Below are 13,476 nucleotides of genomic sequence, written 5' to 3'. Positions count from 1 at the left end.
CCACCCTCACGCAACTTGCGGATCAGGAGAACTGCGCACGAAAAACGGCGCCACCCCCAGCAAACGCTTAGGCAAGGCTCCCCCTCACCGCAATCCAACCAACAGCACCCAGCCAAACGAGCCTTCGTCACGAGCTCGCGCTCACAACAACCGCTCGCTCAGCCTTCGTGAATGATGCAGGTTAGACGGGTCTTCCGCGGTAAGTTCGTCGCCGGACTGCGGCGTCTCTTTGCTAGCGATCAGTTGCGCTTCTTCGGCAAGTGCATGCCGCTCCATGAGGAGAAGCGCTTCGCCCTCTTCCTGCGCACTCTTTATCGCCAAGACTGGGTCGTCTATGCCAAGCCGCCCTTCGGCGGCCCCCAGCACGTACTACATTATCTGGCGCGCTACACGCATCATCTGGCGCGCTACACGCATCGCGTCGCCATCTCTAACCATCGCCTGCTCTCGGTCTCAGCTGCTGCGGTCCGCTTCCGATGGAAGGACTATGCCCACGGCAGCAAGCAACGCACCATGACACTTGCTTCCGAAGAGTTCCTGCGCCGTTTCGTACAACATGTGCTGCCGCGAGGCTTTCCCCGCATCCGCTATTTCGGCTTTCTCGCCAACCGCCGGCGAGCCCACATGCTGCCACTCTGCCGCACTCTGCTCAATCAGGCTCCTCCAGCCGAGACTGCTTCCGCCGCACAACCCATCACGCTATGGAAATGTCCGCGGTGCCATGGACGCATGCATCTCGTCGAACGGCTCTCGGTGGCACAACTCTTCTTCGCTCAACGAAAGGAGGCATACCTGCTTGACTCTTCCTAGCAGCCTGTTCCAAGCGGCGCTCGTCGCGTGCTGCACACCACACTCACTGCACCTGTGCCTCAGGCCCGAAAACAGTCCTTTCCGTCTGTCCGACGCTGGGTTCCGCATCATCTTCGGCATCCCTCACGAATGGCCGCATAGACGATCTCCGCTCTCTCTGCACGCCTGCTCTTGCTGCGTCGGCCCAGCTCAGAGCATGAAAACCCCATAGCCAACATCCTTCCCCGATCGCACCAACGCCTTCCTTCAAACCGCTCTATCCGACCTGCTCCGCTTTATCTCCATCCACCGCGCACACCTGATCCCGCGGAGCAGTTCCGATAGAGTACTGACGTTTTACAGCCACTTGGGAGTTCCAAATAGGCCTCAGCCTGGTCACGGCAGAGGTCGCGGGTTCGAGCCCCGTCGTCCCCGCCATAAACCTAAAGAAAAAAAAGGGTTTATGGCAAGTGGCAAAATCAAGAACCTCCTTTGAGGGTGCTGACGAGGGTGCTGGAGCGATCCGCACCTTTTTTCGTTTCCCCCTTCGCACCCCGCGAGGGTGCTGACGAGGGTGTTGAAAGTTTCTTCCTTCCTGCCTCAAACACCATCTCCATGACCCGGTTGTTGGCCTCACGCTTCGTCGCGGAGATCGCTCGTGTGTATACGTCGAGCGTGATCCGTGAGTTGGCATGACGCAAAAGTTCCTGTGCCGTTTTGAGGTCTACTCCCGCCGCCCGCAGGTTCGTGGCAAGAGAGTGACGGAAGCTATGCCACCCGATTGCCTTCCCCTTGATCCCCGCCCGTACAACGGCAGGGCGGATAATCTTCTTGAGTAATGTGTCCGGGGACAGTGGCTGTTTACCTTTACGCCGAATCGACGGAAAGATGAAATCGTCATCGCCGCGATATGGCGAATCCTCCCGCCATACCTTGAGGCACTTCACCACGGAAGGGTGTAATGGGACTGGTTTGCGGCTCGCTTCGGTTTTGGTGTCTCCGAAGTGATTGCGGACACAGGAGCGGCGGACGTTCACCTGCATGAGTTCAAGATCGATGTCGCTCCAGGTGAGCGCAACAAGCTCCGATCTCCGCAAGCCGGTGCTGCCCGCCAGCATCACCATCGCACGTTCTCGAAGATTCAGTTCGGCCAAGAGCGAGGCAATCTCGGCCGGCGAGAGTACATCCGGTTCCCGCAGCCGTTTGGCCGAAGTTCTGACTTTTGAGATTGGGTTCCGGTCCATCCATTCGTGCCGGATGGCATGATTGAATACCGCCGACATGATGTTGCGTATCTTGCTCCGTGTTCCTGGAGCAAAGGTGAGAGTGTGTAGCCACAGTTCCACGTCCACGGTGCGGACATCCTGCAAATACATCGTTCCCCATTTAGGAGCAATGTGATTCGTAAGATAGAGAGTGTTGGCCTCGATGGTGGCGTAGGCTTTCTTCTCTTCGGTCAGCTCGTTTTCGCGGTAGTGGGCAATGAGTTCGGAGATGGTTTCCGGCACTCTGAACTCGGAGTTGATTGTGTTGCGAAGCGCATCGGCTGCTTTTTCCGCATCCCGAAGATGCGGATAAAGAACCACAGTTCCGATGGTTCGTTTCCGGTACGTGCGTGTGCCGTTGGTCTCTTCATACCAGCGGAACACCCACACATCGGGACCGGCTTTGCGCTTCAGTCTCAAGAGGCTTCCTTGTTGTAAACGGCTCATGCTGTTCTCCTTGCATGAGCACCGATGGCTACCTCTATGGTACTCGCCGGTGGCCTTTTTTTGTCTGTTTCCTGCGCCTCTACCCATGCCAGTAGCTCGTGTTCCAGGAAGCGCCAGAGCTTCCGTTTTCCTTCGCCCAAAGGATGCGCGGGAACCTGACCGAGACGTGCCCAACGAACTAGCGTGCGGCTGTTCTTCATCCGAAGAACAGCCGCAGCTTCACGAGCATCGAGTAGATGATGTGCCATAGGTTAGCTCCATTCCTGCAACTCCGCACCCCGCGACCTGCGTTGAGCATCCAAAACTCAATCAGGAGGCCGTGATGACCTGAATTCAACTCATGATGATAAGGGCTGCACGGATAGTCCAATAACTTTTAGGGAGAGCGTTATTCCATCCAGGAATAACGACCGTAATCAGCAAGCCAAGCCTCAAGGGATAGCGGGTTCACAATAATCGTGTTCGGACGCTGATTTTGACGTTGTTGAACGGCTTGCTGCCCTTCTCAGAATCCCCACTCGGAGGATGGTCATGGCGCTGCCAGAGATCCGATTGTTGCAAGCAGCGATTGCCCTTGCAGAAGAGCTGAACTTCTCAAGAGCAGCGGAACGTCTACACCTCACTCAACCCGCTCTGAGTAAGCAGATTTTCGAGTTGGAGGCGCAGCTAGGCTTCCGACTGTTTGAGCGCAATCACCAGATTGTCGATTTGACCGCCGCTGGACGCGCATTTGTTGAAGAAGCGCGCGAGGCGGTCTTACATATAGAGCGAGCAGTGATGGCTGCGAAGGCGGTCTTCAATGGAGCCGACGAAGTTCTCAACGTCGGAAAGTCGGCCTATACCGATCCCTTTCTGGTTTCAACCCTCTTATCGGTTCGTCTGCCGCTCTTTCCCGGTATGAGAGTGAAGTTCTGGAGCAACTATTCCAACGAGCTTGCCCATCAAGTCATCGCGGGAACTCTCGATCTTGCCATAACGACGGGTGTACCTGACAATCCGAAGCTCAGTGTTTTGAAACTAGCGGACAATCCTTTCTATATCGCCATGTCGCTTGATGATGAGTTGGCAGCACATCGTGAGCTTCACATGGAGGACCTACACAATCGCAACTGGATTTTGCTGGGGCGACACGCAAACGCTCATCTCTACGACTTAATCCAGCTTGTTGCGTCGGATCAAGGCGTGTGCTCTTCTGACATTCATCAAGTCATGACTCCAGAGGAAGTCCCTGAATTGCTTCTGGAGCATGGAGGCCTCGCATTTCTTCCACCAAACGCGGCATGGAGAATAGCACGCGACGGAATCACGATACGGCCCTTGGCCGAGGATCGCTTACGGCTTGTTACCAACCTTGCGGTGCGTTCCGATAGTCGGTCTCGGTTGGTGAATGAGTTTGTTAAGGCCACTGCGCGGAAACTCAGCAGTGTTGGGCAGACGGCTCAAAGGAAGCTGCCACTCACGGAGTGATTCATTTAGTTTCAAAAGCCTGGGTTCCAGATGCAGACTTATCCGTTTCCCGTATCTCGATATTCAACGGTCCTTCTGCGCCACATTTCGTGCAGGGCAGGATACCCGACGTAATCGCGCGCCCTTCAAACTCCTCCCTGCGAAATGCACTTCCGCAATGAACACAAACGTGAAAATGCAGTAGAGGGTGCTTAAACTCGTTGGTGACAGTGTTTGGCATAGTTTCAGCTTTCCACGTTTCGCTGAGCGACCTTTCTCTCCTCTGCCTCTGTCAAAAAGAAAAATTAGCCTGGAAGATGACGGAGCGGTTCCCAGGCGTTGGAGAAGCGAACTGCCCACTGGCGAGCGACTGACTTTTGCCGAACAAAGGCGAATTGAGCACTCCGTTGGGAGTCCCAAGATTGACGATGTTGAAGAGGTTCGCTGCCCCGGCAACGACGGTGAGGTTGTACCTCCGTGGGGCAGTCGCATCGAGATGGAGCTGTGCCGGACCGCTGCTAAGTCCTCTTCCGCTGACACTGTTGTCGCTCTGTATGGCGCGAGCTGCCGCGGCGGTTTTGATCCGCGGCCCAATCCCGAATACCTTGCTGACGCGAAGACTATAGATAGCATTTGCTGGACCAGTGCCGATTCCGTAGGGGACGATTCTCTCTCCCTTGCCGACCGGATCGGTATCCAGACAGCCGTACGGAGTCGAAACGACATCGGCTGCGCCGCAGACCCCATAGGTAGGTCGCGCATTGAACTGATTGTTCTCGGTGAGATCATCGCCAATCGTGACGTTATAGGGAGTGCCCGATTGCGCGGCGAGCAAGGAGGCGAAGACGATTCCGTGCGGAGCCGTGTAGGTATTGAGCAAGACAAGCCGATGGCGGATGCCGAAGGTCGCCCGGCCATAGTCAAAGCCTGGGTTTCGCGCAACCGAAGCGAACGATGTGATGCCCTGCGTATCGCTTTTGGCTCCGTTCAGTGTGTAGGAGCCGGTCAATACAAAGTTGCGCAGTCGAGCGCTACCCGAGACAATGAGCTGATGTTGTTTGTACACTCCACCGGACTGAAACTGATAGTCGTAGATCGTCGGTAAAGGGCCAGTGACGGCGTACGTCGATGAATCAAAGTCAGGCGCTGTGAGGTTGTTCGAGAGGTATTGATGAACCCCGCGCGTATAGAGATACGTTACGTTTCCCGATATGGACTTGCTGATCTGCCGGTCCACACCGAACCCGGCCTGCATATCGAGTGCTGCGTGAAAGTGAGCATCGATGGTGTGATAGGACGGTACGGATGCCCCGGCTGAAGACAACGTGACGGGCGATGCGGGAGATGTTGGATCATAAAAACCGGGACTGTTGATGGCGTAACTCTTCTGATTGAGTTGGTAGTCGTGAATCGCTTCGATCAGGTACGGAGTTCCTGTTGCGGAACTGAACGAGTTTGGCGTCGTAAATCTGTTATAAAACCACCCATACCCGGCACGGACTACGGTCTTGGCAGGAGTTTTCGTCGCTTGGTTGGGACTCCACGCCAATGCGATGCGCGGAGCCCAGTCTGCACTATCATGAATGCGGTTCTGTCCTTCGTAGCGAAGACCGTAGAAAATGCCTGGGCGACCCGAGAAGATCGTTTTGCAGGGCATCCTGACGCGACGCAATTTGGGACCTCTTCCGGCGGACGCGTTTTTCAACAGCCACGCGATTATGCGCCAACCGAACTTCAACTCTGCCGACACCGGGAATGCACGATTCTGTTATAGGCCAAGTAAATAGCGGATCAAACCGACCCCAACGCTCAGCAGTATCAGGTGAATCACACTTAGCTTGAATCTTCGGAGTAGCACAAGCGAAAATATCACGCAGCCCAGGGCGATCGCATCCAGTCGTCTGAGCGCTACTATTCCTGAGGGAAAGATGACAGCCTTCCCTAGGAAGAGTGTCAGGTCGAGGATCGCGCCGACAACGACAGCAGCGATTAATCCCAAGACGCCCTGAATCGTCGGCTTGCCCTGTGTTCGCTCCACCAGCGGCGCGCCGGCAAATACGAAGAGGAAACACGGTAGAAAGGTGTAGAACGTTGTTGCCAGCAGGCCGAGCGTACCCATCCACAGTGAGCCTTGGAAGTGGTTGTACCCGGCCATGAATCCGACAAAAGCCACCACGATGATCAGAGGCCCGGGCGTTGTCTCAGCCAATGCGAAGCCGTCCGTCATCTGGGCTCTGGTCAGCCAGTGCAGTTTCGATACCATAACGTGCGCTACGTACGGAATGACCGTGTACGAGCCTCCGATGGTCACGAATGCGGCCTTGGTAAAGAACAGCACAAGGTTCTTCCAGAAATGGAAGTCCTCAACAAAGAAGTAGAAGGCACTCAGCGGCAGAAGCCACAGCAGCAGAACGATTGCAGTAAGCTTCGCGACCGGCTTGAGAAGAGGCGCAGGCTCCGGTGTAATCGAGTTTCGGCTAATGTAATAGCCTTCTTCGTCCTCTTCGGCGCCCGCCTCGCTCGGTCTGTGAAGAAGACCCGGCCACAACTTCCCGAGGACGATTCCAAGAACAACGGCGCCGAACATCACCTGCAGCAGTGAAACATCAAAAAAGCAGATGCAGGCAAACGCGACTGCTGCGACGGCGCTTTGCACAGGTCCGCGCAGGGCTCTTTTGGCAACCCGATGGAGGGCGATGACCACGAGAGCAATGACGGCGGGCTTGAGTCCGTTGAACATCGCCGCGATCCACGGCAGGTTGCCGAATTTGACATAGATCAGGCTCAGGGCCAGCAGCACGAACATGGAGGGCAGAACGAAGAGCATTCCGGCAACAACTCCGCCTCGCTTGCCATGAAGCTTCCAACCGATATAGATGGCGAGCTGTTGCGCCTCCGGTCCCGGCAGGATCATGCAATGACTCAGCGCATGGAGGAAGCTTGTGTTGCTAATCCACCGCTTTTTCTGGACCAATTCGTCATGCATGATGGCGATGTGAGCTGCGGTGCCGCCGAAGCTGATCCATCCCAGCCTGAACCAAAACCGCAGCGCTTCCCTGAAGGGAGGTCGCTGCACCGCTGCGACAGGCTCATCTAGCGGCATTCCGGGTTCTGAAAGCGGGGTTGTTCCGGCGACACAAAGATCTGTCATATCTTGTAACCATTATGACAGTATAACGTCATAATGACAACGGGAACTGCTGTTTCACTCTGAGTGGCACGAATCCCGAGGATTGACGTCAACCGTCAAAAACCGGATCGAAAGGATGCCGAAATGAAGCGGAGACAAACAATATTGATTCTGGGTGGCGGATTCGCCGGGGTCGAAGTAGCACGCGAGCTCGAGAAACTCCTCTCTCCGGATGAGGCGATACTCCAACTGGTCAGTCGTGGCAACTTTGTCCTCTTTACGCCAATGCTTCATGAAATTGCAGCAAGCGATCTCGACATCTCGACAATTGCGAACCCTATTCGCAAGATGATTCGACGTACTGAATTTATTGTGGCGGATGTTGAAAACATCGACACCGATAACAAGAGCGTCAAGGTCGTGCATGGCTTCGAGCGGCGGAGTCACAGCCTTACCTACGATCATCTTGTACTTGCCTTAGGATCGGTGCCCAATTTTCATGGCATGGCGGGTTTGCAAGAACGTGCTCTCACGATGAAATCACTTGAGGACGCAATCCTGCTTCGGAATCGCATGATTGCGCATCTGGAAGAAGCAGATCCAACATATTCTGAAGCTTCCCGAAATGGTCTCTTGACTATAGTTGTCGCGGGTGGCGGGTTCGCCGGCGTGGAGACCGTCGCCGGCATTCACGATTTCATGCAATCCGCGATCCGCTCCTACTCCAACCTGCAACCGCTACACATTCGAGTCGTACTAGTTCATGCGGGAGCACACCTGCTGCCCGAGCTCGGCGAGCAGCTCGGCAGCTACACAGAGAAGAAACTGCGTGAACGTGGCATCGAAGTCCTTACGCAGCGAAGGCTGAAGTCGATCACAGACGAAGGTGTAACCCTCGACGACGGCATGTTCATCCGGACAAGCTTCGTGGTCTGGGCTGCGGGGAACTCTCCTTCCCCCGTCGTTGCCGGGTTGCCGTTTGCGAACCGGGGCGGTCGAATTGATACCAACCTGATGTTACAGGTTGAACTAAAGGAAGGAGTTTGGGCTCTGGGGGACTGCGCATCTATTCCTGACGGAAACGGTGGCTTTCACCCTCCCACTGCTCAGCACGCGCTGCGCCAAGCGAGGACGGCTGCGAGAAACATTGTTGCTTCCATACGAGGCGGAGCTCTTAATCCATATTCATTCAGAACGATCGGTCAGCTTGCCGCAATTGGACGTCGGACCGGGGTCGGCCAGCTCTTCGGTCGGCGTTTCTCCGGTTTTATCGCCTGGTGGATGTGGAGGACGATCTATCTCAGCAAACTGCCGGGGCTCGAAAAGCGTCTTCGTGTGGTTTTGGATTGGACTCTCGATCTTGTCTTTGCAAAAGATACGGTCCAGTACACTTCCTTTCGCCCATTCTCACAATCCACTCCGTCGTCGCCATTCCATGACCCGGAACAACCGCCGCATGACGCTGAGATGGATCGGCCGACACCGATTGGGTTCGGTCTAGGCGGATCCACAATCTGGAAGGCAGAGCCCATCGAAGATACCCCCAAAAGTCTGTAACCAATTGTGTCATTATGACGTCATAATGGAAAACCGCTAGATCGCGATCTTTTACGCGGTCTTCTTTGAAAGGACAAAACAAACATGAGGGATCTTTCAAGAGGGAGCGGTTGAGCATGAATGACATTCGCAAATCATTGGACCTGTGGCCAGGCTGGAACCGTCTCAACTGGCTCAGACCACTGATGGCACGGCCACCCTGACTGCCAGCAAGGTAAAGACAGGGAAGGCATCGGCCCGATGCCGATCTCGGTGGCACCCGTCAGCGTTTGATTAGCGGAACCAACGAGCCGCAACGTGCGGCGGCTCTTACAACAGGAGAATCGCAATGAGCATTTTGAAATATATCAGTGCATTGATCGTAGGTTCGAGCATCTTTGCAAGCGCTGCCTTCGCGCAAGATGGCAATATCGTTGCAACTGGCACGTTTCATGGGGCGGCACACAGCACATCGGGGCGCGCAACCGTGTATCAGAGCGGCGACACAACGACACTGCGTCTTACAAAGTTCAAAACGTCGAACGGCCCAGACGTGCATGTGGTTTTGATCGCGGCGACCGACGCGCAGGACAACGACAATTTTCTTGACAAGAATATCGAACGCTTAGAACTCGGGAAGCTTAAGGGCAACCAGGGCGATCAGAACTATTCCATACCAGCCGGTACTGATCTCTCCAAGTTCAGAGCGGTGTCCATCTACTGCCTGCGCTTCAATGCGAACTTCGGCACAGCCCCATTGGAGCAGTAACTGTCCCAGATAAAGGGGCGGGCAGATCATGCCCGCCCGGAAAGGCGCCATGTCTTTTGAAAAAGCAGCTTCGACCTTTAAGCGACTCAAGCCGGCCTTTGTACTGCTTGCAATCGTTAGCTCGATTGGATTGTGGTGGGCCTTCCGTCCAGAAAAACTGTTCGTCAACCAGAAGGTAGATGAAGCGGCACCGGCAGGCATAGCTTCCATGCAGCCGCTCTTTACCGGAAGCCTGCGTTCCTCTACGGGGGACGATACGCATGGGAGAGTGAACATCTTGAAGAATGGTTCAACATTCCGATTAGAGCTTTCGGGATTTGCAACCAAAGGGATGGGTCCGTTCACCATCTCCCTTGTCCGGAATGGTTCCGAGGAGGCAGACGCCAAAGAAATTGGCGTGTTCTCCGCTGGAGTTAATCATCAGGACTTTGATCTTGCCTCAGGTGTTAGCCCCGATGACGGCGACGCTGTACTTGTGACGGAAAACGACAACCACACCTTGATTGCGAAAGCAACAATCGAGGCGTTTTAAGTAAGGTATCAACTTGTCTTTACCTCCGCAGCTCGGAGTCCGCACGCCGGACATCCCCAGGCTTCAGCAAGTTCTCCGCGCACCAGCAGAGAGAGAAAAGAAATGTGAGGCATAATGCACGATGCAATCCTACCCATGAAGCTCGTCAGCAAGATCAGGCGTCCTGGATCTCTCGCAGGTATGCAAGCGGCAGCGAGAAATCTTACCGTCCTCTCCTTCGCATGCATGGCTTCCTATCTCCCGGCCACAGCACAGGCTGGCGGCGCCTATAAGGTAACCAATCTTGTCTCCGACGGCTCCGTTCCCGCCATCACCACCGACGCCAACTTCATCAACCCGTGGGCCGTTTCCTCCAGCCCGTCGTGGTGGATCAGCGCCCAGGGGACCGGCTTCAACTACGTTGTTCAGGCCCCAGGAACGATTCGCTTCAAAGTCATCGTCCCCGCGGCCTCCGGCCAGCCCACTGCCACCGGTCTACCCACTGGCTCCGTCACCACCGCCGGAGCCTCTGGAATGATCCTGCCGAACGGCGCCAAGGCAGCCTTCCTCTTCTCCACCCTCGATGGCACCATCTCGGGATGGAACAGCCAACTCGGCAATGACAATGCCATCACCCAAATCGCCATCAATAACAGCGCGGCGGGAGCTTCCTATCGAGGCCTCGCGATCATTAACACCACCACCGCCAACAACGCCACCGCCAGCTACATCCTCGCCCCGAACTTCGGTACAGGTAACGCGATCGAGGTCTACGACAGCACCTTCAAGCCCACCAAGCTCGCCGGCAGCTTCACCGACCCCAACCTTCCCGCCAACTACGCACCCTTCTCCGTCCACATCCTCGGGACTCATGTCTTTGTCACCTACGCTCTCCGCACCACTACCACGCCTTACAGTACCGTCAACGCTCCTGGCAACGGCATCGTAAGCGTCTTCGACACGTCTGGCAACTTCGTTGCCCGGGCCGTCACCGGCGGCAACCTCAACGCGCCATGGGGAGTCGCGTTCGCGCCTGCCAGCTTCGGCGTCTTCAGCAATGATCTCCTCATCGGAGACTTCGGCAACGGCATGATCAATGTCTACGACCCCAATACCTACGCCTACCTCGGCCAACTCATCGACGCAACCGGGAATCCCCTGGTCTATCCCAGCCTTTGGGAGCTCCTAACCGGCGGTACCGCAGTCGGCAATACCACAACCGTCAGCGGTGGCGATCTGAGCACCGTCTATTTCACCGCCGGACTGGCCAACGAAGCCCACGGCCTCTTCGCCGGGATCGCCATCGACACCTCCACCTCCGACACTCCCACCTTCGGTTTTAGCGCCTCAACCGCCGCCCTCACGGCCTCCGCGGGAACTCCTGCCCAGGCCACCATCAGCGTCGTCCCCACTAACAACTTCACCGGCACCGTCACCTTGGCCTGCTCAGGACTGCCTACCTCCTCCACATGCAGTTTCAGTCCGTCGCAACTTACCGTCTCACCCACCGCCGCTGCAACCAGCACCCTCTCTATTGAAACCAACTCTGCCTCGGCAGGTCTCCAATCCCGTCACCTTCGCGACACATCCGCTGCAGGCATTACTTCTGTTCTGCTTCTACCCTTTGCATCTATCCTGATCTTCCGCCGCCGCTCTACCAGCATCGGCACCCACCCTCGCCGTCTGTGTGGAGTATTGCTCTTCCTTATCGCGTTGGCAGGATTCGTGGCCGGCTGCGGAGGCACTTCCCCTGCGACCACTCCAGTGGGCCAATCGAATGTCACTGTCACTACCACCTCAGGAACTATCACTCAGCAGACCACCATCGCGCTCACCGTCCAATAACCTCTCACGATGAAACCCCTAGATCGCCACCTTTACGCGTTCTTCTTTGAAAGGACAAAACGAACATGAAGGATCTTCGCCAATTATCGGAACAGGGATACAGATTTGAGAGCAATAGACGGGAAGCAACTGATATGTGCTCGCCGCACGACGAGATCAGCATGAAACTCCTTGCTGCTGCAACGGACGAAGTCCTAATTGTGGAGGCCAAGTCAGGGGATCGCCCTGCCTTCGTCGAGCTATGGACGAGGCACTCGAAGATAGCATTCAACATGGCCTATCGGATCACGGGAAACCAAGAAGACGCAGAAGACGTGGTTCAGGACGCGTGGCTGAGGGTCTATGTGCATTTGAACAGCTTCGATGGCAGGTCGAAATTCTCCACTTGGCTCACGCGTATTGCCATCAATTCAGCGCTTGGGATTCTACGTAGGAAGCGCGCTCGTCCCGAAACTGCTATGGAGATCACGAACGGTGAGACCTGGCAGCATTGGGAGGTTGCAGACGAGACGAAGAACATTGAAGATCTCTACGCAAGGCATGAAAGAGTAGAGCGCTTAAGGCGAGCGATCCGCTGCCTCCGGCCGACGCTGCGAAATGTGGTTGAGATTCATCAAATGAATAATATGTCGGTAAAGGAAATCGCCGATCTTGCAGGCATTTCTGTTGCCGCAACTAAGTCTCGTTTGCTGCGTGCGAGGAGGACTCTGCGCAAAACTTTGGTAGCACCCTAACTAGACGATCACGACCTTCTTGCCAGTACAGATCTCGACAAGATGATCGAACTCCTCAGCGGGGTCGATCTCTTTTTGCCGAGCCGACAAGATGTTGTCGCGATATTACCGGGAGAACCTCTTGAAGGCCTGAGCAAGCTGCGGGCCCTCGCACCTGGCGTGACTTTGATCGCGATTAAGTGCGCTGCGGAAGGCGTAATCGCTCACGTTGCGGGTGCCACAGAGTGGGTACGCATTCCAGCTGTGCAAGTCACGTTGGTCGATGCTACAGGTGCGGGGGATGCTTTTAGTGGTGGAGTACTGGCCGGTTTTGTAGCCAAGGACGATCCAATCGAGGCGCTGCTCTATGGCGTTGTGTCAGCTTCATTCTGTGTTGAAGGTCGCGACTTCGCCGGTTTGGTCGCCGCAACCGGAGAAAAAGCTAGTGACCATGTTGCGCCGCTGCGGCAGCTCGTAGAATTCCAGCCGATGTAACGAACGATGGGCTTCGTTGCGAAGTTGGGAGAGTGGATTTGGTAGGGTAAGGCATACTGATCAGGGTAGCGACCTTGTCGAGCATCAAGGGGAGAAAGGTATTGGACCTCCCGGCCGCACCCTTGAGCAGAATCCGTTCGTCTGGATGGGTTTGCTCACCCGATCTAACAGTGCGCCTTCTTCATGTCAGGTAAAGCTATTCTTCGTTTGCGATTGGTCTTGTCCTCCTGGAAGGGTTCGCGGCATCAATGCAGCCTACTTGGGCAGATCACAGAGCGATGCCTGCTGGCTACCCGGGGCGCGGGCCGCGGTTCCAGTTGTGCCTTGCTGCAACGAGCGATACAGCCGGCGGCAAGTAAACCTGTCACGTCGAGCTTTCTCGCAGCCACAACGAAATTTCTCCGTCTATCAGACGCATAGGTCGCCAGCGGTTATGTTTACGATACAGCGATAGAAGTGCAAAAGACATCGCTTCCCATCATTTGGTCTCTGACCCGTCTGCCAAATGTAACCTGGAAGGCCCTTAGCAA

At 55.6% G+C, this 13,476-nt stretch carries 11 protein-coding genes and 1 pseudogene; 8 read left to right on the top strand and 4 right to left on the bottom strand.

The annotated features are described in order from the left end of the window. Positions 1–180: 180 nt before the first annotated feature. Positions 181–800: pseudogene (locus Q363_RS14810) on the top strand (IS91 family transposase); the annotation flags it as partial. 468 nt (positions 801–1,268) lie between these two features. On the opposite strand, the gene Q363_RS14805 reads toward Q363_RS14810, so the two are convergent. Continuing rightward, positions 1,269–2,501, bottom strand: coding sequence for a tyrosine-type recombinase/integrase (locus tag Q363_RS14805; RefSeq protein ID WP_064742642.1), 1,233 nt, complete (start codon positions 2,499–2,501; stop codon positions 1,269–1,271). Further along, positions 2,498–2,749 (bottom strand): helix-turn-helix domain-containing protein, encoded by a 252-nt coding sequence (locus tag Q363_RS46245; RefSeq protein ID WP_035351470.1) that lies wholly within the window; start codon positions 2,747–2,749, stop codon positions 2,498–2,500. The genes Q363_RS14805 and Q363_RS46245 overlap by 4 nt, the downstream gene beginning before the upstream one ends. Positions 2,750–3,032: 283 nt before the next feature. On the opposite strand from Q363_RS46245, the gene Q363_RS14795 reads away from it, so the two are divergent. After that, complete coding sequence (locus tag Q363_RS14795; RefSeq protein ID WP_035351507.1) at positions 3,033–3,968, top strand: LysR family transcriptional regulator; 936 nt, start codon at positions 3,033–3,035, stop codon at positions 3,966–3,968. A gap of 271 nt (positions 3,969–4,239) precedes the next feature. On the opposite strand, the gene Q363_RS14790 is transcribed toward Q363_RS14795, so the two are convergent. Beyond that, positions 4,240–5,604, bottom strand: a complete 1,365-nt coding sequence (locus tag Q363_RS14790) for an outer membrane beta-barrel protein (RefSeq protein ID WP_035351468.1) — start codon at positions 5,602–5,604, stop codon at positions 4,240–4,242. A gap of 111 nt (positions 5,605–5,715) precedes the next feature. After that, complete coding sequence (gene chrA, locus Q363_RS14785) at positions 5,716–7,098, bottom strand: chromate efflux transporter (protein WP_245632233.1); 1,383 nt, start codon at positions 7,096–7,098, stop codon at positions 5,716–5,718. 123 nt (positions 7,099–7,221) lie between these two features. Between chrA and Q363_RS14780 the strand changes: the two genes are divergently transcribed. From Q363_RS14780 to Q363_RS14755, 6 genes are all read left to right on the top strand, one after another. Then, positions 7,222–8,634 (top strand): NAD(P)/FAD-dependent oxidoreductase, encoded by a 1,413-nt coding sequence (locus Q363_RS14780; protein WP_084080366.1) that lies wholly within the window; start codon positions 7,222–7,224, stop codon positions 8,632–8,634. Positions 8,635–8,962: 328 nt separating this feature from the next. Continuing rightward, entirely contained in the window at positions 8,963–9,382 is a 420-nt protein-coding gene (locus tag Q363_RS14775; protein WP_035351464.1) for a DM13 domain-containing protein, read from the top strand. 49 nt (positions 9,383–9,431) lie between these two features. Then, entirely contained in the window at positions 9,432–9,914 is a 483-nt protein-coding gene (locus tag Q363_RS14770) for a hypothetical protein (protein WP_035351461.1), read from the top strand. A 180-nt stretch (positions 9,915–10,094) separates the two neighbouring features. Continuing rightward, entirely contained in the window at positions 10,095–11,738 is a 1,644-nt protein-coding gene (locus Q363_RS14765; protein ID WP_051978788.1) for a TIGR03118 family protein, read from the top strand. A 65-nt stretch (positions 11,739–11,803) separates the two neighbouring features. Continuing rightward, entirely contained in the window at positions 11,804–12,472 is a 669-nt protein-coding gene (locus Q363_RS14760; RefSeq protein ID WP_245632232.1) for an RNA polymerase sigma factor, read from the top strand. A 42-nt stretch (positions 12,473–12,514) separates the two neighbouring features. Next, entirely contained in the window at positions 12,515–12,946 is a 432-nt protein-coding gene (locus Q363_RS14755; protein ID WP_051978784.1) for a carbohydrate kinase family protein, read from the top strand. Positions 12,947–13,476: the final 530 nt, after the last annotated feature.

It is taken from the genome of Edaphobacter aggregans DSM 19364, from assembly GCF_000745965.1.
GTDB lineage: Bacteria > Acidobacteriota > Terriglobia > Terriglobales > Acidobacteriaceae > Edaphobacter > Edaphobacter aggregans.
Note: the sequence above shows the minus strand (reverse complement) of the source record. Positions and strands in the feature narration are given on the sequence as shown.

Excerpts from the sequence above, each read along its gene's own strand:
- Q363_RS14805 (WP_064742642.1), bottom strand. The coding sequence starts at position 2,501 with ATGAGCCGTTTACAACAAGGAAGCCTCTTGAGACTGAAGCGCAAAGCC.
- Q363_RS46245 (WP_035351470.1), bottom strand. The coding sequence starts at position 2,749 with ATGGCACATCATCTACTCGATGCTCGTGAAGCTGCGGCTGTTCTTCGG.
- Q363_RS14795 (WP_035351507.1), top strand. The coding sequence starts at position 3,033 with ATGGCGCTGCCAGAGATCCGATTGTTGCAAGCAGCGATTGCCCTTGCA.
- Q363_RS14790 (WP_035351468.1), bottom strand. The coding sequence starts at position 5,604 with ATGCCCTGCAAAACGATCTTCTCGGGTCGCCCAGGCATTTTCTACGGT.
- chrA (WP_245632233.1), bottom strand. The coding sequence starts at position 7,098 with ATGACAGATCTTTGTGTCGCCGGAACAACCCCGCTTTCAGAACCCGGA.
- Q363_RS14780 (WP_084080366.1), top strand. The coding sequence starts at position 7,222 with ATGAAGCGGAGACAAACAATATTGATTCTGGGTGGCGGATTCGCCGGG.
- Q363_RS14775 (WP_035351464.1), top strand. The coding sequence starts at position 8,963 with ATGAGCATTTTGAAATATATCAGTGCATTGATCGTAGGTTCGAGCATC.
- Q363_RS14770 (WP_035351461.1), top strand. The coding sequence starts at position 9,432 with ATGTCTTTTGAAAAAGCAGCTTCGACCTTTAAGCGACTCAAGCCGGCC.
- Q363_RS14765 (WP_051978788.1), top strand. The coding sequence starts at position 10,095 with ATGCAAGCGGCAGCGAGAAATCTTACCGTCCTCTCCTTCGCATGCATG.
- Q363_RS14760 (WP_245632232.1), top strand. The coding sequence starts at position 11,804 with ATGAAGGATCTTCGCCAATTATCGGAACAGGGATACAGATTTGAGAGC.
- Q363_RS14755 (WP_051978784.1), top strand. The coding sequence starts at position 12,515 with ATGATCGAACTCCTCAGCGGGGTCGATCTCTTTTTGCCGAGCCGACAA.